15 protein-coding genes are annotated in these 20,654 nt (G+C 63.6%); 12 read left to right on the top strand and 3 right to left on the bottom strand.

Annotation, left to right across the window (positions count from 1 at the left end):
• Positions 1-22 precede the first annotated feature (22 nt).
• Genes A477_RS0112615 through A477_RS0112640 form a run of 6 tightly spaced genes read left to right on the top strand, consistent with a single transcriptional unit; the run spans position 23 to position 10,226 of the window.
• Entirely contained in the window at positions 23-727 is a 705-nt protein-coding gene (locus A477_RS0112615) for a hypothetical protein (RefSeq protein WP_017199350.1), read from the top strand.
• On the top strand, positions 724-5,178 hold the full coding sequence (locus A477_RS0112620; protein WP_017199351.1) for a type VII secretion EssC family protein: 4,455 nt from the start codon (positions 724-726) through the stop codon (positions 5,176-5,178). The genes A477_RS0112615 and A477_RS0112620 overlap by 4 nt, the downstream gene beginning before the upstream one ends.
• Before the next feature lie 12 nt (positions 5,179-5,190).
• Complete coding sequence (locus A477_RS0112625) at positions 5,191-5,826, top strand: hypothetical protein (RefSeq protein ID WP_017199352.1); 636 nt, start codon at positions 5,191-5,193, stop codon at positions 5,824-5,826.
• 39 nt (positions 5,827-5,865) lie between these two features.
• A complete protein-coding gene (gene ligA / locus A477_RS0112630; protein WP_017199353.1) occupies positions 5,866-8,172 on the top strand; it encodes an NAD-dependent DNA ligase LigA in 2,307 nt (768 codons plus the stop codon).
• Positions 8,169-8,993 carry an inositol monophosphatase family protein gene (locus A477_RS0112635; protein WP_017199354.1) on the top strand — a complete coding sequence of 275 codons (825 nt, stop codon included), beginning with the start codon at positions 8,169-8,171 and terminating at the stop codon, positions 8,991-8,993. The genes ligA and A477_RS0112635 overlap by 4 nt, the downstream gene beginning before the upstream one ends.
• Before the next feature lie 24 nt (positions 8,994-9,017).
• Positions 9,018-10,226: an AAA family ATPase gene (locus A477_RS0112640; RefSeq protein ID WP_017199355.1), complete on the top strand. Its 1,209-nt coding sequence runs from the start codon at positions 9,018-9,020 to the stop codon at positions 10,224-10,226.
• Positions 10,227-10,241: 15 nt separating this feature from the next.
• Here the strand turns inward: A477_RS0112640 and A477_RS0112645 are convergent, their stop codons facing one another.
• Positions 10,242-11,609 carry an LLM class flavin-dependent oxidoreductase gene (locus tag A477_RS0112645; RefSeq protein ID WP_017199356.1) on the bottom strand — a complete coding sequence of 456 codons (1,368 nt, stop codon included), beginning with the start codon at positions 11,607-11,609 and terminating at the stop codon, positions 10,242-10,244.
• 300 nt (positions 11,610-11,909) lie between these two features.
• Here A477_RS0112645 and A477_RS0112655 point away from each other — a divergent pair, with 300 nt between their 5' ends.
• Both A477_RS0112655 and A477_RS0112660 read left to right on the top strand, forming a co-directional pair.
• Positions 11,910-12,422 (top strand): GNAT family N-acetyltransferase, encoded by a 513-nt coding sequence (locus tag A477_RS0112655; RefSeq protein WP_017199358.1) that lies wholly within the window; start codon positions 11,910-11,912, stop codon positions 12,420-12,422.
• 58 nt (positions 12,423-12,480) lie between these two features.
• The gene (locus A477_RS0112660) at positions 12,481-12,861 is read left to right on the top strand and encodes a RidA family protein (RefSeq protein ID WP_017199359.1); all 381 of its coding nucleotides are present in this window, start codon (positions 12,481-12,483) and stop codon (positions 12,859-12,861) included.
• Between the two features lie 95 nt (positions 12,862-12,956).
• On the opposite strand, the gene A477_RS0112665 is transcribed toward A477_RS0112660, so the two are convergent.
• A complete protein-coding gene (locus tag A477_RS0112665) occupies positions 12,957-13,616 on the bottom strand; it encodes a response regulator (RefSeq protein ID WP_017199360.1) in 660 nt (219 codons plus the stop codon).
• The gene (locus A477_RS0112670) at positions 13,609-15,309 is read right to left on the bottom strand and encodes a sensor histidine kinase (RefSeq protein ID WP_026005585.1); all 1,701 of its coding nucleotides are present in this window, start codon (positions 15,307-15,309) and stop codon (positions 13,609-13,611) included. The genes A477_RS0112665 and A477_RS0112670 overlap by 8 nt, the downstream gene beginning before the upstream one ends.
• A 198-nt stretch (positions 15,310-15,507) precedes the next feature.
• Here A477_RS0112670 and A477_RS0112675 point away from each other — a divergent pair, with 198 nt between their 5' ends.
• From A477_RS0112675 to gatB, 4 genes are all read left to right on the top strand, one after another.
• Positions 15,508-17,004, top strand: a complete 1,497-nt coding sequence (locus tag A477_RS0112675) for a CitMHS family transporter (protein ID WP_017199362.1) — start codon at positions 15,508-15,510, stop codon at positions 17,002-17,004.
• 230 nt (positions 17,005-17,234) lie between these two features.
• Positions 17,235-17,531 (top strand): Asp-tRNA(Asn)/Glu-tRNA(Gln) amidotransferase subunit GatC, encoded by a 297-nt coding sequence (gene gatC / locus A477_RS0112680; RefSeq protein WP_017199363.1) that lies wholly within the window; start codon positions 17,235-17,237, stop codon positions 17,529-17,531.
• Between the two features lie 5 nt (positions 17,532-17,536).
• Complete coding sequence (gene gatA / locus A477_RS0112685) at positions 17,537-19,090, top strand: Asp-tRNA(Asn)/Glu-tRNA(Gln) amidotransferase subunit GatA (RefSeq protein ID WP_017199364.1); 1,554 nt, start codon at positions 17,537-17,539, stop codon at positions 19,088-19,090.
• Positions 19,090-20,598 (top strand): Asp-tRNA(Asn)/Glu-tRNA(Gln) amidotransferase subunit GatB, encoded by a 1,509-nt coding sequence (gene gatB, locus A477_RS0112690; RefSeq protein ID WP_017199365.1) that lies wholly within the window; start codon positions 19,090-19,092, stop codon positions 20,596-20,598. Before gatA ends, gatB begins: the two co-directional genes overlap by 1 nt.
• The last annotated feature ends 56 nt before the right edge of the window (positions 20,599-20,654 follow it).

The raw sequence follows: 20,654 nt of genomic DNA on the forward strand, positions 1-20,654 counted from the left end.
GCCGACTGAGGAGGCACAGATCATGGGGGATCTAGCAATAGATTTCTGTGGGGAATGGTACGAACCATCCGACGAGGACATCTTCGATATTGGACGCGAAGGTGACCTGGAAGTGGACGATAACCCCTATCTGCACCGACGCTTCCTGCAGATCGCCCGCTACGACGGCATGTGGTGGCTCAGCAACGTTGGCAGCATGTTGTCCGCCACCATTGCTGACGGTTCCGGAGGTATGCAGGCCTGGCTTGCGCCCGGGGCGAGGATCCCGCTGGTCTTCAGCCACACCAACGTGATTTTCACAGCCGGACCTACCACCTACGAATTCGCCGTGCACTTGAAGACGCCGTCCTTCCGGCACGAAGCACGCGACGACGACCAAGCGGGAGACACCACGATCGGACCTGTGGTCTTCACCGATTCGCAAAAGGCGCTCATCGTCGCCTTGGCCGAACCCATGTTGCGGCGCGACGGCACCGGCTTCAGTGCCATTCCGTCATCAGCCGAAGCTGCGAAGCGACTGGGCTGGGCCCTGACCCGTTTCAACCGCAAGCTGGATAACGTCTGCGACAAGCTGGACCGGGTAGGCGTAGTTGGACTGCGCGGCGGGGTCGGAAAACTCGCCACCAACCGCCGGGCGCGCTTGGTGGAACACGCCGTGACGTCACATTTGGTGACACCGGCTGACCTGCACCTCCTTGAAAAAATGAGTGGAGTCGACGAAGGATGAAGTTCCGCCTGACCTTGCGGCGTGACCCTGCGGAAGCAAAGGACCTCGCCGTAACGGTGGATGGTCGTGCCACCGTGGCTGATATTGCCACCGAACTTTGGGCTGCCGACCCCGCACGAAAGGGGACCGAACCGCCGTCGAACCTGTCCATCAGCGTGGACGAGGCTTTCGTGGGCGGCGGGCTCTCCGGGCACGTCCTGCGGCCCACGGACAACCTGCTGGAGTCCGGGCTGCGGCCAGGCTCCAAGGTTTCACTCGCGCAGGTCAGCGAGCAGTTTGCATCCAACGGGCACGCCAACGGCAATGGCAGGGGACCGGCGGCGGCGACGTTGCGCGTGATGTCAGGGCCCGACGTCGGACGCGAATTTTCACTGCCTTTCGGCACCAGTTACATCGGCCGGGACCGGGACGCCGACATCCGTTTGTCGGACCCGCTGACGTCCAAGCGCCATGCGCGGATCACGGTGGGCGAAACCGTGGAAATCGTGGACACGAACTCCGCCAACGGCCTCCTCATGGATGGGCTGCCGGTAACCCGGGCAACGCTCGAATCCTCTGACACCGTCACTTTGGGCGATACTTCCGTAGGCGTCGTTGCCCTGTCCCGAAACCACAGCGGTGGTCCGTCGTCGCCGCTGGTGGATTTCAACCGCTCGCCGCGCGTGCTGCCCAGGTTCGAGTCGCCCAAGCGCGTGCCTCCTGCGGGGCCGAAGCGCCCGGAACACCAGCCCTTCCCTTACATCATGCTGATCGCGCCGCTCCTGATGGGCGGCGTGCTCTTCGCTTTCACGCAGAACCTGCTCTCCGTGATTTTCATGGCGATGATGCCGCTGTTCATTGTCGGGCACTACGTGGACCACAAAATGCAGAGCAAGCGGCAGGCCAAGGAAGGCCACAAACAGTTCAAAGCCGCCATGCTGGCCTTCCGCGAAGACATCGACAAGCAGCAGAACATTGAGCGCGCTGTGCGGCTCCAGGAAGCGCCGTCCGTGAGCGACACCGTGGACGCGATCTACAAACTCGGGCCCCTTCTTTGGACGCACCGCCCGGAGCATCAGCACTTCCTGGGGGTTCGCTTCGGACTGGGCTCCGCACCATCGCGCATCCAGTTCGACGAACCGGGCGCCAATGAAACTGAACCGCAGTACATGCGGGAAATTCAGGAGTGCCTGCAGCAGGTCCGAGTCATTGAAGGCGTTCCCATCGTGTCGCAGCTGCGCACTTCGGGTTCCTTTGGCGTGGCGGGGGACCGCAGCGTGGTGGACGACGTGGCCCGCGGCATGGTGCTCCAGTTGGTGGGACTCCATTCACCGGCCGAAGTTGTCCTCACGGCACTGACCTCGGCCCGTTCCCGTGAGCGCTGGGACTGGCTGCAGTGGCTCCCGCACGTCGGTTCAGGCCACAGCCCCATATCCGGCGATCACCTCGCGGCCGGCCCCGGTGCCGGTGCCGCCTTGTTGTCCCGGCTCGAAAACCTCGTGGAAGAGCGCGAATCCGTGGCCAAGGAGCCTGGCCCGCATCCGCGGCCCGGACTTAAGAACGAGCATGAAGAAGTTCCTGGTCCCGTGGTTCCGGCCGTCCTGGTGATCGTTGAAGACGACGCCCCCGTGGACCGCGGCCGCCTCACGCGGCTGGTGGAACGCGGCCCTGACTACGGCGTACACGTTATGTGGGTGGCGGCCAACGTACAGTCACTTCCCGCGGCATGCCGTGACTTCCTCTCGGTGGACGGCGATCATGGCACCACTACTGGCCAGGTCCGCTTGGGTCGCCACACGTACCCGGTGAGCTGCGAAAGCCTTGACGCGGGCCTCGCCAGCCAGTTGGCGCGCATGATGTCGCCGCTGGTGGATGTTGGAAACCCGCTCGACGACGACTCCGACCTCCCGCGCGCCGTCTCCTACGCCACGCTGATCGGCAAGGAACTGATGGACAATCCACAGGCCGTGGCCGAGCGTTGGCAGGAGAACAACTCTGTCCACGCCACGGCCGTGCCCAACCGGAAGGACAACGGCAGCCTCCGTGCGCTGGTTGGTTCCAAGGGTGTGGAGCCGTTCTACCTCGACCTCAAGAACGAAGGTCCGCACGCACTGGTCGGCGGAACCACGGGTGCCGGTAAATCCGAGTTCCTCCAGTCCTGGGTGATGGGCATGGCGGCCGCCTACAGCCCGGACCGTGTCAGCTTCCTGTTCGTGGACTACAAAGGCGGCGCCGCATTCGCCGACTGCCTGCACTTGCCGCACACCGTTGGCCTGGTGACCGACTTGTCCCCGCACCTGGTTCGCCGTGCACTGACATCCCTTCGGGCAGAGCTCCACTACCGCGAACGTCTCCTGAACCGTAAGAAAGCCAAAGACCTCCTGGCGCTGCAACGCGAAGCCGATCCCGAGGCGCCCCCGTACCTCATCATCATCGTGGACGAATTTGCGGCGCTGGCTACCGAAGTTCCCGAGTTCGTTGACGGTGTAGTGGACGTCGCTGCCCGTGGCCGGTCCTTGGGCCTGCACTTGATCCTGGCCACGCAACGGCCTGCCGGCGTCATCAAAGACAACCTGCGGGCCAACACCAACCTCCGCGTTGCCTTGCGCATGGCCGACGAAGTGGACGCGACAGATATCCTGGGCGTTCCGACGGCGGCATACTTTGATCCGTCCATTCCCGGCCGCGGCGCCGCGAAGACCGGCCCCGGCCGTATCCAGGGCTTCCAGACCGGGTACGCCGGCGGTTGGACGACGGAAAAGCCGCAGCGGCCCCGGATCGACATCGTAGAGATGGCGTTCGGGTCCGGGCCCACCTGGGAACCACCCTTGGTGTCGCAGGTTGAAGAAGAACCGGCCGGACCGAACGACATCGCCAGGATGACCGGGAACATCATCCGGGCAGCTGACGTCCTGTCCATCGAGCCTCCCCGGAAGCCATGGCTCAACGAACTCGCCACTACCTACGATTTCTCCAAGCTCCCCAACCCGCGGACCGATGAGCGGCTCCTGCTCGGCGTGGCAGATGACCCCGCCCACCAGGACCAGCCCACAGTGTTCTACGAGCCTGACAAGGACGGCAATATGGCCGTCTACGGCACGGGCGGATCCGGTAAGTCGGCGGCGCTGCGCGGGATTGCGATCGCCGCGGCTGTCACGCCACGTGGTGGGCCGGTCCACATCTATGGCATTGACTGCGGTTCCTCGGGACTCAAGATGCTCGATGGGCTTCCGCACGTTGGCGAAATCATCAACGGCGACGACGTGGAGCGCGTTGGGCGGTTGCTGCGGTGGCTCAAGGAAGTGGCGGACGACAGGGCAGCACGGTTCGCTGAGGTCCGCGCCTCCACCATCGTCGAATACCGGCAGCTGGCCAACCGCCCGGAGGAGAAGCGCATCTTCATCCTGGTGGACGGTATGTCTTCCTTCCGTGAATCCTACGAGTACAGCAACTTGTCTGCGCTGTGGGACATTTTCCTTACTCTGGCCACCGACGGCCGTCCGTTGGGCATCCACCTGGTAGTCAGCGGTGACCGCACAAACTCTGTTCCGGCGTCGCTCCTTGCCTCCATCCAGAAGCGGCTGGTCCTGCGTCTCAGCTCCGAAGACGACTACATGACCCTCGACGTCCCCAAGGATGTCCTCAACGCAGCATCGCCTCCCGGGCGTGGCCTGCTGGACGGGCTGGAAGTTCAGCTCGCCGTACTGGGAGGGAACTCGAACCTCGCGCTCCAGGCCCGGGAAGTGGCCAAGCTCAGCCAGGCGATGCTGCGCCAGGGCCTCGAGCAAGCACCGCAGATCCAGCGGCTTCCGGAGCTTGTGGACCTGGACATCCTGCCCACCGGTGCCCCGGACAACCCAGTGATAGGTGTCGACGACGAAACGCTGGGTTCGGCGGCCATCGCAGCCAAGGGATCACTTCTGCTGGCTGGCCCTCCAGGCGCCGGACGCACAGTCGCCCTGGTCACCTTGGCCTACGCCTTGCGGCGTTCCAACCCGCGCACTGACTTGATCTACATCGGTTCCCGGCGTTCCGCCGTGGCATCACTGAACATCTGGAGCAGGTCGTTGGTGGGGCCGGACGAGGTCTCGGACGTAGTGGATGACCTGATCGACAAAGCCTCGGACAACCCTGGCACCATGGCCATCTTCATTGAAGGCCTCACCGAGTTCACGGATACCTTGGCCGAATCCGGCGTGGGACGTTTGGTTACGGCCGCGATTAAGGCCGATCAGTGGGTGGTGGGTGAATCCGAGACCTCCACCTGGTCCCAGGCGTGGTCCCTTGCCCAGCCGTTCAAATCCGGACGCCGCGGGCTTTTGCTCAACCCGGGAGATGTGGAAGGCGACAGCCTCCTTAACACCTCGTTGGGCCGTATCAGCAAGGACTTCATCCCGGGCCGCGGATACATCGTGGGACGTGGAAAGGTACGCAAGCTCCAGATCGCCATGCCGCCTGAAAACCGTAGCTAGGAGGCTACCGCCATGCGACACCCCGTAGTTCCAGCCGTGGTATTGGCTGGTGGATTGCTGTTTGCGCCCGCCGCAGCCGCACACGCTGCACCGTGCGATGGGAAGATCCTCTGCGTACCCTCGGAGGCACCCACGGAACCGGAACCCACGCAGCCTGGGCTCGCTCCGGAAACGGACAAGATCCCATCATCCAAACCGGAGCCGACCCGGGTCAGGGAGCCGGAGGTTGCTCCTGCGCCTGCCCCGCCGGTTCAAGCCCCGCCGATTCAAACACCGGTGCAAGCCCCGCAGCCTGTTCAGATTCCGCAACAACCCGCGGTGACCCAGTTCGTCACCGTCGCGCCCCAGGCGACCGGTGCGGGGTCGGACTCGTCCGAACCCACCGCAACCTCTGGTACGACGCCGGCGCCGGCAACGCCGTCGTCCTCTCCTTCCTCTGGCTCCGCAAGCGCAAGCCCGGGCAAGTCCTCCAACTGGGACACGCCGGTGGATAAGGGCAAGGAGACGGAAGCGGCCGCACTGGCTTCGAGCTCATTTTCGGGTCCCAACGTGATCGGCCTGTTCGGCATCCTGGGGGCCGTCCTGGTGGTTGGCCTGGGAGGGCTGGCATTCGCGTTATGGAGCAAGAACCGGCTGTCGTCCCACTAGCAACTCTTTAATGTCCGTGGGTTACGGCAAGATAGACCTGTGAGCACACCAGAGAATCCGGATCCGGTCGACACCACAACCCAGGACGCCGCTGCGGCAATCGTCGCGGAGGAAGGGACTCCGCCGTCGGAGTCCCTGCGGGATGAGTACGAGCAATTAGCGGACCTGGTCCGTAAGTACCGGTATGCCTATTACCAAGAAGACTCGCCAACGGTTTCCGACGCCGAGTTCGACGAACTCTACCGCCGGCTGGAGGAACTGGAAGCACTGCACCCGGAGCTCGTCTCCAATGACTCGCCCACGCAAGAGGTTGGTGGCGAGGTCTCGTCCGCTTTCGCGGCGGTGGAGCATTTGCAACGGATGTACAGCCTTGACGACGTCTTCTCCCTGGACGAGCTTGAAGCCTGGGTCCGCAAGGCGGAAGCGTCGGTGGCGAAGCTCGGCGATTCCGTCCCGCCCATCGCGTGGCTGACTGAACTGAAGATCGATGGCCTTGCCGTCAATCTGTTGTACCGGGACGGGAAACTGGTCCGAGCCGCCACCCGGGGCGACGGTACCACGGGTGAGGACATTACCCACAACGTCCTCACCATCAAAGAGATCCCGCGGCAGCTCAGTGGTTCGGGTTATCCGTCGGAAGTGGAAATCCGTGGCGAGGTGTTCATCCCCTCCAAGGCCTTCGTTGAGTTCAACGAGACGCTCGTCGCCGCCGGTAAAGCCCCGCTTGCCAACCCCCGCAATGCCGCCGCTGGTTCGCTCCGCCAAAAGGATCCCGCTGAAACTGCCAAGCGTCCACTCAGCATGTTCGTCCACGGCATCGGCGCCCGTGAAGGGCTGGAGGCCAAGAGCCAGTCGGAAACGTACAAGCTCCTCGAAGAATGGGGGCTCCCTGTCAGCCCGTACCTCAAGGTATTGGACACCTTCGACGACGTCCTGAAGTTCATCGCCGACTACGGTGAGCGCCGGCATAAGCTCCTGCATGAGATCGACGGCATTGTGGTCAAGGTCGATGACTTTGCCACCCAGCGTGCCCTTGGTTACACCTCCAGGGTGCCCAGGTGGGCTGCGGCCTACAAGTACCCGCCCGAAGAGGTCCACACCAAGCTCCTGGACATCGCCGTCAACGTTGGCCGCACAGGGCGCGTGACTCCATTCGGACTGATGGAGCCGGTGAAGGTGGCCGGTTCCACGGTGGGAATGGCTACCCTGCACAACCAGGACGTGGTCAAGGCCAAGGGCGTCATGATCGGCGACATCGTCATTCTCCGCAAGGCCGGAGACGTCATTCCGGAGATCGTCGGCCCGGTGCTGGCACTGCGTGACAAGCAGGATCCGCCGGTGCGCGAATTCGTGATGCCCACGGAGTGCCCGTCGTGCGGTACGCCGTTGGCTCCGTCGAAGGAAGGCGATGTGGACATTCGTTGCCCCAACGCCAAGTCCTGCCCCTCGCAGCTGCGGGAACGCGTGTTCCACCTCGCGGGCCGCGGCGCGTTCGATATCGAAGCACTCGGCTGGGAAGCAGCCATCGCCCTCACGCAGCCAGCAGAGCCTGAGACGCCGCCCCTCACCAGTGAGGCCGGCCTGTTCAGCCTGACGCGTGAGGACTTGGCGGACGTCAGGATCCGCAGGGAAAAGCGGTCCAAGGGTGTGGGAACGGGGGAATACGAGCTCGTTCCGTACTTCTACACCAAGGGAACGGCCAAGTCTCCGTCCAAGCCCACTGCAACGACGGAAAAACTGTTCGTGGAGCTGGAGAAGGCAAAGACCCAGCCGCTGTGGCGAGTACTGGTAGCGCTCTCCATCCGGCACGTCGGGCCAACTGCTTCGCGTGCTCTTGCCACCGCATTCGGGAGCATGGATGCCATTCGCAACGCCACGGAAGAGCAAATGGCTCACGTTGACGGCGTGGGACCCACCATTGCAGTGGCGCTCAAAGAATGGTTCGCCGTTGACTGGCACAACGAGATCGTGGACAGCTGGGCGGCTGCCGGCGTGCGCATGGAGGATGAACGGGACACTTCGGTGCCTCGGACCCTTGAGGGGCTCACGGTGGTAGTCACCGGTACGCTGCCCAACTTCAGCCGCGACGAAGCCAAGGAAGCCATCATCATCCGCGGCGGCAAAGCCTCCGGCTCCGTCTCCAAGAACACCAGTTACCTGGTGGCCGGTGAAAGTGCCGGCACCAAGCTGGACAAGGCCGAGCAACTCGGCGTTCCGGTGCTGGACGAGGACGGCTTCCGCGAGCTCCTGGCCAACGGACCGGTACAGGCCGGGACGGAATCCGAAGCGGCAACGGATGAAGAAACCCTGGTGGCTGAAACAGCGGTGGAAGCGGCGGCAGAATGATGGACGTCAACGAGCTGCTTGCTGTAGCCAAACGTGCCGCGGCTGCGGGCGCCGCTGTCCTTGCACAGCGGTCCACCACCGGCACTGGCGGCGACGGCCTGGAAACCAGCAACAAGGGCGAGGCCGGGGACTGGGTCACCGCTTTTGACGTCGCAGCAGAGAATGCGGTCCGTGAAGCGATCATTGCCGAACGGCCGCACGACACCATCACAGGGGAGGAACACGGTACCACCAGGCCCGAACAGCCCTCCGGATACCGGTGGTCCATCGATCCCCTGGACGGGACCACCAACTTCATCCGCAACATCGTCTACTACGCCACATCCGTTGCTGTAGCAGATTCCGACGGCGTCTGGCAGGCCGGCGTGGTTCACGCGCCGGCGCTGGGGCGCATCTACCATGCGGCCCGCGGTCACGGTGCGTGGATGGAATCCGGGGGAGAGGCGACGCGCCTGGCAGGTCCGGTTCCCGGGCGCACCGGCCTCATCCTGGCCACCGGCTTCAGCTACGATCCCGCTACCCGGGCCAGCCAATCTGAAGGTCTCGCCGGGCTCATGGACGGATTCGCCGACGTCCGACGCCTCGGATCGGCTGCACTGGACCTCTGCTTGGTGGCAGACGGAACCTTCGACGCCTACGGTGAACGGGGCCTCAACGAGCACGACTTCGCTGCAGGTGCGCTGATTGCGGAAGAAGCCGGTTGCTGGGTGCGCCGGCCTCGCCTTGAGAGCCCGCTGGATGGCGGTCCGAGCACAGAAGACCGGTTGTCCGCCTGGATGTGCGCAGGGACCCTGGAACTCTCCGGCAAATTCCCCTTGTGACTGTTAGCCAGTGACCATCAGCCAGTGATCAAAGCACTCGCCATCGCCAACTACCGTTCCATCCGGGATCTTGCCATCGAGTTGCATGGCCTGGACATCGTGACCGGTGCCAACGGTTGTGGGAAGTCCTCCCTCTACCGGGCACTTCGGCTGCTCGCCGAATGCGCCGGCGGTGACTCCGGAAACGTGGTGGGATCCCTGGCCCGGGACGGCGGGTTGGCCTCCACGCTGTGGGCTGGGCCCGAGTCCATCAGCGAGGCCATGCGTCGTGGCGAAGTTCCCGTCCAAGGGACGGTTCGTCGGGAATCGGTGAACCTGAAACTGGGCTACTCCAGTGACGACTTCGGGTATCTGGTGGACCTGGGCATGCCGGCATCCAGCGGAGCCGGTTTTGACCCGGAAACCGGCCGTTCGCGGCCCTCGGCCTTTAGCTTGGATCCGGAGATCAAACGGGAACAGATTTTCTCAGGCCCCGTAGCACGGCCCGGTTCGCTGCTGGTGGACCGCAAGGGGAGCCTCGCCAAGTTGCGCGGAGCGGATGGTGAGTGGACCGAACTGTCCCGGCGCTTGGACACCTTCCAGAGCATGCTGACAGAGGTATCGGACCAGGACCGTGCCCCGGAAGTCCTGCGGGTCCGTGACTCGGTTCGATCATGGCGGTTCTACGATCATTTTCGCACTGATGCCGAAGCTCCAGCGCGTCAGGCGCAGCTCGGAACACGTACGCCCGTGCTGCATCACAGCGGCAAGGATCTCGCCGCTGCCCTCCAAACGCTGCGCGAGGTGGGCTTCGAACGGGAGTTGGATGCCGCCGTCGACCACGCCTTTCCCGGAAGCCGGCTGGAGATCGCCGTCAGCGACGGCCGATTCAGCGTGGAGTTGCGCCAGCCGGGCATGCTGCGGCCCATGAAAGCAGCCGAACTTTCGGACGGAACGCTGCGCTTCCTCCTGCTCACCGCTGCATTGTTGACACCGCGGCCCCCGGAGCTCATGGTCCTCAACGAACCTGAGACAAGCCTTCACGTTGACCTGATGCCGGCACTGGCCGGACTGATTGTCCAGGCCAGTGCCAACAGCCAGATGATCGTGGTAACCCATTCCGAGGCCTTGCTCAAAGCACTACGGGACAGCGGAGCCGCCCACGAGCACGAGCTCTATAAGGACCTTGGCGAGACACGGATCAAGGGTCTGGGACCGCTGGAAGGGCCGTTGTGGAGCTGGCCCAAGCGTTGAGAAGTTACGGCCGGTTCAGAACGCAGAGCCAATGGACGTGAGCTCCTGCGCGGCGCTCCCGGCGTAGCGGTTCTCCGGACGTGCGAGCCCGTAGTGTCCCCGGAGTGTGGACGCCGTGTATTCGGTCCGGAAGAGCCCACGCCTTTGCAGGATGGGCACCACGTGGTCCACGAAGACGTCCAGGCCGGAAGGAAGCACGGGTGGCATGATGTTGAACCCATCAGCGGCGCCGGCGTGGAACCAGTCCTGGATGGCATCGGCCACCTGCTCGGGGGTGCCGGAGAAGGTCCGGTGACCGCGTCCGCCGCCCAAGCGCCCAATCAGCTGCCGTACAGTGAGCTGTTCGCGCCTGGCCAACTCCACGATCAGCGTGTAGCGGCTCTTCGCTCCCTCGATCTCATCCTCTGAGGGCAGGTCGGCAGGCAGCTGTCGGTCCAGCGGAAGGTCCTCCGGAGCTAAGCGGAGTGTCTTGGCCAGCTGCTCCCGTGCATATTCGGGCTTGATGAGTTGGTCCAGTTCACGCTCGAGTTTGACGGCTTCCGCCTCGGTGGATCCGATCACCGGAACGATTCCCGGCAGGATCTTGATGCCCTGCGGATCGCGTCCGGCAGCCGCCGTGCGTGCTTTCAGGTCGGAGTAGAAGGCTTGGGCGTCGGCCAGCGTTTGATGTGCTGTGAAGACGGCTTCCGCGTACCGTGCCGCCAGGTTCTTGCCGTTCTCCGAGGACCCCGCCTGCACGATCAGTGGGTGGCCTTGCGGGGAGCGGGGGACGTTCAGTGGCCCGCGGACGCGGAAGTGCTTCCCTTCGTGGTCGATGGTGCGGATCTTGGTGTCGTCACCCCAGACGCCGTCGGCTTTGTCCGCCGGAATGGCGTCGTCTTCCCAGCTGTCCCAGAGTTTTTGGGCCACATCAATGAACTCGGCGGCCCGTTCGTAGCGGACTGCGTGTGCCGGCTGGTCATCCACGCCGAAGTTCCGGGCAGCATCGGGCCCGGCCGTGGTGACAACGTTCCAGCCGGCGCGGCCTCCGCTGACCCAGTCAACGGAGGCGAAGCGGCGGGCAAGGTTGAAAGGATCGTTGTAGGTGGTGGACGCGGTAGCGATCAGGCCAATCTTTTGGGTCACTGCGGCGAGGGCCGTCAGCAGCACGGTGGGCTCCAACTTCCCGGCCGGGCGCCTGCCAACTTCCCCGAACAGGACGGGGGAGTCCGCGAAGAAGATGGAGTCCAATTTTCCTCGTTCGGCTGTGCGTGCAAGATGCTGGTAGTGCTCCACTTTGGTAGGGGCAAGCGGATCGCTTTCAGGGAGACGCCACGATGCTTCGTGATGCCCGGTGCTCATGAGGAACGCGTTGAGGTGCAGTTGGCGGTCTGGCGGGGTCATGGTTTCTCCTCGGAGTCAGGACAGGTTGGGGCCGATGTGTGGCAACTCAAACACGGGTCCCAAGACCTTTGCCAGCAGCCCGACATCTGCCCGCAACAGCACGAAACCGGGGTTCACGGCGCGCAACGCGGCTCAATTGGACGCCACGGGAGGCAACACAAAATGGCACACCAGCGGCGGCGCAGGCGAACAGCGCACCTCAACCACCCGGCGTCGTGCGTTCCGTCCGTGATTGATAGTTCCATCACGGAAAGGGGCATTTAGCGCAGTTTGTGCTTGAAGCGCGACTACCATTGGTAGGTGCTTTCGCCGATTACCGTCCGTCCCGCCCTGCCCGAAGACTACGACGCCGTTGCCCGCATTACGCAGGATTCCTACGTCACCGCGGGGTACTACGGCGACGCCGATCACCCGTACCTGCAGAAGCTTCAGGACGTGGCCGGACGCGCTGAGCACGCAGAGATCCTGGTGGCGGAGCGCAACGGCGAGGTCATTGGCTCTGTGACGGCAGCACCTGCAGGTGGCGGCTTTTCTGACATCGGCCTGGAGGACGAACTGGAACTCCGTACCCTGGTGGTGGATCCGGCAGTCCAGCGCTCGGGGGCGGGCCGCGCCTTGGTGCAGGCCGTGGTTGACCAGGCCAAGGCCATGGACGGTATCAACGCCGTGTCGCTGACTACTGGCGCCACGTGGGAAAGCGCCAACGCTCTTTATGCGCGAACAGGTTTTGGCCGCGTTCCGCATCGCGACTGGTTCGTTCCCGGCACCGACATAAAGCTGTTCGTTTACCGGCTGGACCTCCCGCAGTCATAAAGTTTCCTTCGTAAACGCCGGTCACCGGACCGTGCGAAAACGACAGGAAAGGCGCGGCATGCGCAAGACATTCGGCACGGGTTCGGTCTGGGAACAGACGCTGGGTTACTCCCGCGCAGTCCAGGTGGACAACACACTTTTTATCTCTGCCACGGCCGCATCCGGGCCTGACGGCATTGTTGGCGATGACTTCTACTCGCAGACCAAGTACATCCTGGAGAAGCTCGGCGCTGTGCTCCAAGACGCCGGGTTCTCGTACGAGGACGTCGTCCAGTCCAAGCTGTACCTGACGGATATCAGTAAGTGGGAAGACGCCGGCCGCGCGCACGGCGAGGTTTTCGGCGAGATTCGTCCCACGCTTGCCCTGGTACACGTCCTGCCGTTCCTCGACCCCCGGATGCTGGTGGAGATCGAGCTTGTGGCGCAGAAGTCCGCGTAAGCCACCTACCGCACCCACAGAGTCGCCTTTGTGCGCGTTTTGAAAGCGCCACTTCAAGACCGCACACAGGACGCGCACAAATGCGGCTGCTTGGGTCAGGCCGGGACGCCGTAGCGGTGTTCGGGGCGGCCTGTGCTTCCGTAGCGCAATTGGATCTCGACGGCGCCATCGTCCGCCAGGGAGGACAGGTACCTTTGCGCTGTGGCCCGGGAAACGCCCACCCGCTCAGCAACCTCGGCAGCCGAATATTGCTCACCGGGAAGCAACGATTCCAGGACCGCCGCCTCCGTAGCGGACCGCGGCTTGGCTGACGGTGTGACGTCGCCCGGGATCAGGGATCGCTTTGCTCGTTCAATGGTGGTCTGGTCAACGGCTGTTTGCTGCCCCAGGATCCGGCGATACCGGGCGTAGGACCGGAGCTGTTGGGATAGGGACTCGGCACTGAACGGCTTCAGCATGTAACCCAAGGCGCCGCGCCGTAGTGCGACCTTGATGGATTGCGCGTCCGAGGCAGCAGTAAGCATGATCGCATCCACGTCCAGCTGGCCCAGCAGGTCCAGACCGGAGCCGTCGGGCAAATACACGTCCAGCAGCACCAGATCGGGACGCAGGCTGTGGATCGCTTGCAGCGCTTGGGAAACCGACCCCGCCGGAGCCAAGGCCGTGAAGCCGGCCACGGAATCCACATAGGCCGCATGGAGTCTTGCCACGTGGAAGTCGTCGTCCACGATCAATACCCGCAAATCCTCAGCCATTGCTGTCCTCCCTCAACGTTGAGTCGGCCCCTGTGCCCGCTTGCTCCGCGGAATCCATGACGCCGGGGATGGTGGCCATGAACACTGCGCCCGGACCGCTGTGGCTGCCGGGGTCCAGGACGCGAACATCACCGCCGCGCCGCCGCGCAAGCTGCCGCACCAGCGCCAGCCCCAAACCTTGTCCAGCCCCCGAGCGTACCGGTTGTTCCGACGTCGTAAATCCTTCGGCGAAAACCTCCTCCGGCTGCAGGCTTCCCAAACCGTCGCCTGAATCACCCACCACGATGTGCAGGGTCCCGCCGTTGTGGGTGACATCGTCCAGCAGTTCAACTTCCACCCAACGGTCCGCTGAAGAGCCGGCGACGGCGGCGCTCACGGCGTTGTCTATCAGGTTGCCGAGCACTGTGGTGACGTCCTGCGGGTCGGCCACGTGTCCACGGACCAGTGTTTCGGGTCCGATGCGGAGGGCCACGCCGCGCTCCGAAGCCTCCACACTTTTCGCGCCAACAAACGCCTGCAAATACGTGTCCTGGAGCAGTTCGGCCTGCTCCACGGGGAACTTCAGCGGACCGGTGGCCGAGATCCGGGCCAAGTACTCCGTGGCGGCTTCGTGCTGGCCGATGCTCATGAACCCGGCAATGGTGTGCAGCTGGTTGGCGAATTCGTGGCGCTGGGCGCGGAGGGCTGTAGACATGGTCCCCACGGCGTCGAGCTGGCGGGTGAGCTGCTGCAATTCCGTGCGGTCACGCACCATGACCACCCAGCCAAGGTCCTCCTGCCGGTGCCAGGCTTTGCGCGCGCTGGCCACCAGAACGCGGCCGCCCGCCACGATTTCCACGGCCTCGGCGTCGCGGGCTGCCGGTTTCGTCAGCTGCTTAAGCTGTTCCGGCACGGCAGTGGTTGCCCAGTCCTGCCCGGTGGCATCGGGCATGTCCAAGAGTCGTGCAGCGGCAGCGTTGAACACAGAGATACGTCCGTCCGCGGCGATGCCGATCACGCCATCATCCACACCTTGGAGAACCGCCACCTGATCGTGGACCAAGATGCTGATTTCCTCCGGTTCCAGTCCGAGGGTGAGCCGCTGCAGCCTGCGCCGGAGAAGGAAGGACGCCATAGCACCGGCCAGTAGTGCGCCGCCAGCGGTGAGCGCAATGGGGATGATGTCGCGGGCCAGGCTCTTGCTGAGCGACTCCACGGAATAGCCAACGCTGACCTCGCCCACGATGGCGCCGGAGCTTTCCGGCGCGTATACCGGCACCTTGGCTCCGGCCGAGGGACCCAGCGTTCCCGTGTTCCGGGTGGTTATTTCCTTCCCGCCCAGTGCCACGGTGGGGTCAGTGCTGACGCGTTCACCCAACCGTGCCGTCTCCGGGTGGGCCAGCCTTAGTCCCGTTTCATCGGTAATCACCACGAACAATGCTCCGGTCCGAACTCGCACCGCTTCGGCCGCGGCTTGAAGCGTGCCGCCGGCGAGGACGTCCGGGGGAGGTGTTCCCTCTTCTTTGCTGATGGCTTGGACCCCGGACCTGATATCAGGGTCCGCTGCCACCGTCCTGGCAAGGGTGAGTGCTTGGTTTTCGGCTTCGGTGCCAATACGTTCGTACACCAGCCAAGCGTGGACTGTGCCGCTGAGCAGGACCACCAGCAGGACAACCCCCAACTGGAGGAGGAGGGTTTGGGTGGAGAAACGCATGCTGACCCGGCTGTTGCGCGGCACCTTTGCTCCTTTCCTCCTGATCCATTGAATCACTGAGCACAATGCGCAAAACGTTCGCAACGAGCAGTATTCCCAACAATTCCCGGAAACCCCTGCCCGTGACGTCCGCCACCCTATCGTCTGTAGTGCGCATCACACCGACGTGGCGCCATTCACAGTAGTAAGGAGCCGGCCGTGCTGGTTTTGCTTGGATTCGCAATGATTGCGGTATTCATGGTCCTGATCATGACCAAAAAATTGACGCCAGTACTGGCGCTGATCATCGTCCCCACCGTCTTCGGCCTTTTCGCCGGAGCGGGCCTCGGCATCGGCGACATGGTGATGGACTCCATGAAGTCCATGACGTCCACGGCCGCGCTCCTCATGTTCGCCATCATCTACTTCGGCCTGATGATCGACGTCGGACTGTTTGACCCCCTGGTGAAGTTCATCCTGCGCAAGCTGGGCAACGACCCCGCAAAGGTTGTCCTCGGCACCGCCATCCTTGCAGCGGCAGTCTCCCTGGACGGCGACGGCTCCACTACCTTCATCCTCACCACGGCTGCCATGCTCCCGGTATACCTGCGTCTCAAGATGAGCCCGGTAGTCCTCACCTGTGTGGCCGGCCTCGCCAACGGCACCATGAACATCCTGCCTTGGGGCGGCCCTACAGCCCGGGCAGCCACCGCGCTCAAGCTTGATGTGAACGACGTCTTCGTGCCCATGGTGCCTTCACTGATCGTCGGCCTCATGGTGGTCATGGTCTTCGCGTGGCTGCTCGGCCTCCAGGAACGCAACCGCCTCCGCACCACTGCCCCCGAGATCTGGGGCGATGTCGCCGATCCTTCGGAAGCGTTCGACGGCGGCACGGGCCGCGGCGGTTTGCTTGCCGCCGGTTCGGGTTCAGGATTTGGCGCTGGTCGCTTCGGCTTTGGCCGCACCGGCGCAACCGCAGGCAAGCCGGGCACCGGCGGAGGTTCCGGCGTCGCGGTTCTTGAAGACCCGGCCACGCTGGTGGACGATCACGACACCGCCATGGCTGACACTGCCCTTGACCCCAACCGCTCAACGCTGCGACCCAAGCTGTTCTGGTTCAACCTGGGCCTGACCGTCGCGGTCATGGTGGTCCTGGTGGCCAACATCGTTCCGCTGCCGTTCGTCTTCATGGTCGGCTCCGCGATCGCCCTGCTGGTCAACTTCCCCAAGGTCAAGGACCAAGGCGCACAGCTGATCGCCCACGCGCCGTCCATCGTGGCCGTCGTCAGCATGGTCATGGCGGCCGCGGTCCTCACCGGTGTCCTCAACGGCACGGGCATGGTCAAAGCAATGTCGGAGTGGCTGGTCCAGATTATTCCCGCCGAGATGGGCCCGTTCATGGCAGTCATCACCGGCCTCCTCAGCATCCCGATGACGTTCTTCATGAGCAACGACGCCTTCTACTTCGGGGTCCTGCCAGTCCTTTCCGAAACCGCCGCGCACTACGGCGTGGATGCAGTGGACATGGCCCGCGCCTCCATCACCGGGCAGCCCTTCCACCTGCAGAGCCCCCTGGTTCCTGCGATCCTGCTGCTGGTTTCCCTCGCCAAGGTGGACTTGGGCGACCACCACAAGAAGGTCCTCTGGCGCACGGCCGTGATCTCGGTAGTAATGCTCGGAGTCGGAATGCTGACCGGAGCAATCGGCATCGGCTGACCTGCCCCTAACCCCAATGAGACAGTAGAGCGCGAATGGTCCGCTCTGCTGTCTCGTTTTGCGTTGATGTGCGGGACAAGGTGCGAAAGCCGGGAGGCATCCGGAAGCGTGCGTCTAAGCGAGGAACGAGCGAGCACGCGGAGGATGGCTCCCGGGTGTAGCGTCTGACCGGCACACACAAGCCAAGTAGACTGGTTCGGAAAACCATTTGAACTTTGCAGGGGAGATCCATGGCTGCGATCAACCGTGACGACGTCGCGCATCTTGCGCGTCTGGCTCACATTGAAATGAGTGCCGAAGAACTGGACAGGATGGCTGTTGAGCTTGCTGTCATTGTGGATTCGGTAAAGAGCGTGAGCGAAGCTGCGGGGGAGGACGTCCCGGCGACGTCACACCCCATTCCGTTGACCAACGTGTTCCGCGAGGACGTCGTGGGCCACACGTTCACGGCCGAGCAGGCGTTGTCCGGTGCTCCGGATGCTTACGAGAACCGTTTCAAGGTCCCGGCAATCCTGGATGAGGACTAATCACTATGACTGAGCTGAAGAACGAACTCATCCACCACTCCGCTGCCGATCTCGCTGCCAAGCTGGCCGCCCGCGAGGTTACCGCCGTCGAGGTGACGCAGGCGCATCTTGACCGTATTGCCGACGTCGATGGTCAGGTTAACGCCTTCCTGCACGTTAATAGCGAAGAGGCTTTGGCTGTTGCAGCCGAGGTTGACGCTGCCCGCGCCGCCGGTGGTTCCGCTGCTGAGGAGCTGCACGCCCTCGCTGGTGTGCCGATCGCAGTGAAGGACCTCATTGTCACGATCGGCCAGCCCACCACGGCTGGTTCGAAGATCCTTGAGGGCTGGCACAGCCCGTATGACGCCACCGTGGTGAAGAAGCTGCGCGCGGCTAAGATGCCCATCCTGGGTAAGACCAACCTGGACGAATTCGCCATGGGTTCCTCCACGGAGCACTCGGCGTATGGTCCCACCCGCAACCCGTGGGACCTGGACCGGATTCCCGGCGGTTCCGGCGGTGGTTCTGCTGCCGCCGTTGCCGCTTTCGAAGCGCCGCTCGCGCTCGGTACCGACACCGGTGGCTCGATCCGCCAGCCAGGTGCCGTCACCGGAACAGTTGGCGTGAAGCCGACGTACGGTGCTGTTTCCCGTTACGGTGCCATTGCCATGGCATCGTCGTTGGACCAGATCGGCCCGGTCTCCCGCACGGTGCTGGACTCTGCCCTGTTGCAGGAAGTCATCGGCGGCCACGACCCCTTTGACTCCACGTCGCTGACCGATCCGTTCAACGATCTTGTTGCTGCCGCCCGCGTGGGCAATGTCGCCGGCATGAAGATCGGCATCGTCAAGGAACTTCACGGCGAGGGCTACCAGGCCGGCGTCGAGAACCGTTTCAACGAGTCCCTTCAGCTACTAAAGGATGCCGGCGCTGAAATCGTCGAGGTTTCCTGCCCCAACCTGAAGTACGCCTTGGGCGCTTACTACCTGATCATGCCGTCCGAGGTGTCCAGCAACCTGGCCAAGTTCGATGGCGTCCGCTTCGGTATGCGCGTCCTCCCCAAGGATGGTCCCATGACCATCGAGCGCGTCATGGGTGCCACCCGTGCCGCCGGGTTCGGCGACGAAGTGAAGCGACGCATCATCCTGGGTACCTACGCGTTGAGCGCCGGTTACTACGATGCGTACTACGGCTCAGCACAGAAGGTCCGTACATTGATCCAGCGCGACTTCGACGCTGCGTTCGCCAAAGCCGATGTCCTCATCTCGCCCACAGCGCCCACTACGGCGTTCAAGCTGGGGGAGAAGCTGGACGATCCGCTGGCGATGTACCTGAACGACGTCGCCACCATCCCGGCCAACCTTGCCGGCATCCCGGGCCTCTCCCTGCCGGGCGGCCTGGCTGACGAAGACGGCCTGCCCGTGGGGATCCAGCTGCTGGCTCCTGCCCGCCAGGACGCCCGCCTGTACCGCGTAGGTGCTGTCCTCGAATCCATCCTTGAAGAGAAGTGGGGCGGCCCGATGCTTGCGCAGGCGCCTGTCCTCGGTTCTGCCACAACCACCGCCGGAGGTTCCAACTAATGTCCGTCGATGCAACCTTGAGCTTCGAAGAGGCCATGGAGAAGTACGATCCTGTCCTGGGGTTCGAGGTCCACGTGGAGCTCAACACCAAGACCAAGATGTTCTCCTCCGCACCGAACGTTTTTGGCGACGAGCCGAACACCAACGTCAATGAGGTGGACCTGGGCATGCCCGGCGTCCTGCCCGTTGTGAACAAGACGGCCGTGGAGTCCTCCATTAAGATCGGCCTTGCCCTTAACTGCAAAATCGCCGAGTCCTGCCGCTTCGCCCGGAAGAACTACTTCTACCCGGACACTCCCAAGAACTTCCAGACATCGCAGTACGACGAACCGATCGCGTACGACGGGTACCTCGACATCGAGCTTGAGGACGGCACGGTCTTCCGCGTGGAGATCGAACGCGCCCACATGGAAGAGGACGCCGGCAAGCTGACCCACATGGGTGGCGCCGCGGGCCGCATCCAGGGCGCCGACTACTCGCTGGTGGACTACAACCGTTCCGGTGTACCGCTGGTTGAAATCGTCACCAAGCCGATCGAGGGCGCCGGTAGCCGTGCGCCTGAGCTGGCCAAGGCATATGTCGCTGCAGTCCGCGAGATCGTGAAGAACCTTGGTGTTTCCGATGCCAAGATGGAGCGCGGCAACGTCCGCTGCGACGCCAACGTTTCCCTGCGCCCGCACGGCCGGGAAAGGTTCGGCATCCGTTCGGAGACCAAGAACGTGAACTCGCTGCGCGCCGTCGAACACGCCGTCCGTTACGAGATCCAGCGCCACGCTGCCGTCCTTGACTCCGGCGAGCCGGTTATCCAGGAGACACGGCACTGGCACGAGGACACACGTTCGACGACGTCGGGCCGGCCCAAGTCCGACGCTGACGATTACCGCTATTTCCCAGAGCCGGACCTGGTTCCCGTCGTTGCCTCCCGTGAGTGGGTAGAGGAACTTCGCGCCACCCTTCCCGAGCCCCCGGCCGAGCGCCGCAAGCGCCTCAAGGAAGCTTGGGGCTACTCGGATCTCGAGTTCCGCGACGTTGTGAACGCCGGCGTCATGGATTCCATCGAGGAAACCATCGCAGCAGGTGCGTCCGCGGATGTCGCCCGCAAGTGGTGGATGGGCGAGATCGTGGGCCGCGCCAAGGTTGCGGACGTCGATCCTTCGGAGCTTGGTGTTACGCCCCAGGTCATTGTGGAGCTGAACAAGCTGGTTGAAGACGGCAAGATCAACAACAAGATGGCCACCCAGGTCCTGGACGGCGTGCTCGCCGGTGAAGGCACTCCCGAGGAAATCGTCGAGAAGCGCGGCCTCGCCGTTGTGTCCGACGACGGTCCGCTCTTGGAAGCCATCGACGCCGCCCTCGCAGCACAGCCGGATGTGGCTGAAAAGATCCGTGGCGGCAAGGTCCAGGCCATTGGCGCGATTGTTGGCGGCGTCATGAAGGCCACCCGTGGCCAGGCAGACGCCGGACGCGTCCGCGAACTCATCCTGGAGAAGCTCGGCGTCGAGGGCTAAACCCCGCAGTTTGATGCCCATGTAGCTCGCAGTTGTGGTTGTTGGAAAGCTCAGAA

This window comes from Arthrobacter sp. M2012083 (assembly GCF_000281065.1).
Lineage (GTDB): Bacteria > Actinomycetota > Actinomycetes > Actinomycetales > Micrococcaceae > Arthrobacter.

Bases quoted from the DNA above. Each gene is read 5' to 3' on its own strand.
- A477_RS0112635 (WP_017199354.1), top strand. From the start codon at position 8,169: ATGATGGACGTCAACGAGCTGCTTGCTGTAGCCAAACGTGCCGCGGCT.
- gatA (WP_017199364.1), top strand. From the start codon at position 17,537: ATGACTGAGCTGAAGAACGAACTCATCCACCACTCCGCTGCCGATCTC.
- A477_RS0112615 (WP_017199350.1), top strand. From the start codon at position 23: ATGGGGGATCTAGCAATAGATTTCTGTGGGGAATGGTACGAACCATCC.
- A477_RS0112660 (WP_017199359.1), top strand. From the start codon at position 12,481: ATGCGCAAGACATTCGGCACGGGTTCGGTCTGGGAACAGACGCTGGGT.
- A477_RS0112625 (WP_017199352.1), top strand. From the start codon at position 5,191: ATGCGACACCCCGTAGTTCCAGCCGTGGTATTGGCTGGTGGATTGCTG.
- A477_RS0112620 (WP_017199351.1), top strand. From the start codon at position 724: ATGAAGTTCCGCCTGACCTTGCGGCGTGACCCTGCGGAAGCAAAGGAC.
- gatB (WP_017199365.1), top strand. From the start codon at position 19,090: ATGTCCGTCGATGCAACCTTGAGCTTCGAAGAGGCCATGGAGAAGTAC.
- A477_RS0112645 (WP_017199356.1), bottom strand. From the start codon at position 11,609: ATGACCCCGCCAGACCGCCAACTGCACCTCAACGCGTTCCTCATGAGC.
- A477_RS0112665 (WP_017199360.1), bottom strand. From the start codon at position 13,616: ATGGCTGAGGATTTGCGGGTATTGATCGTGGACGACGACTTCCACGTG.
- gatC (WP_017199363.1), top strand. From the start codon at position 17,235: ATGGCTGCGATCAACCGTGACGACGTCGCGCATCTTGCGCGTCTGGCT.
- A477_RS0112670 (WP_026005585.1), bottom strand. From the start codon at position 15,309: ATGCGTTTCTCCACCCAAACCCTCCTCCTCCAGTTGGGGGTTGTCCTG.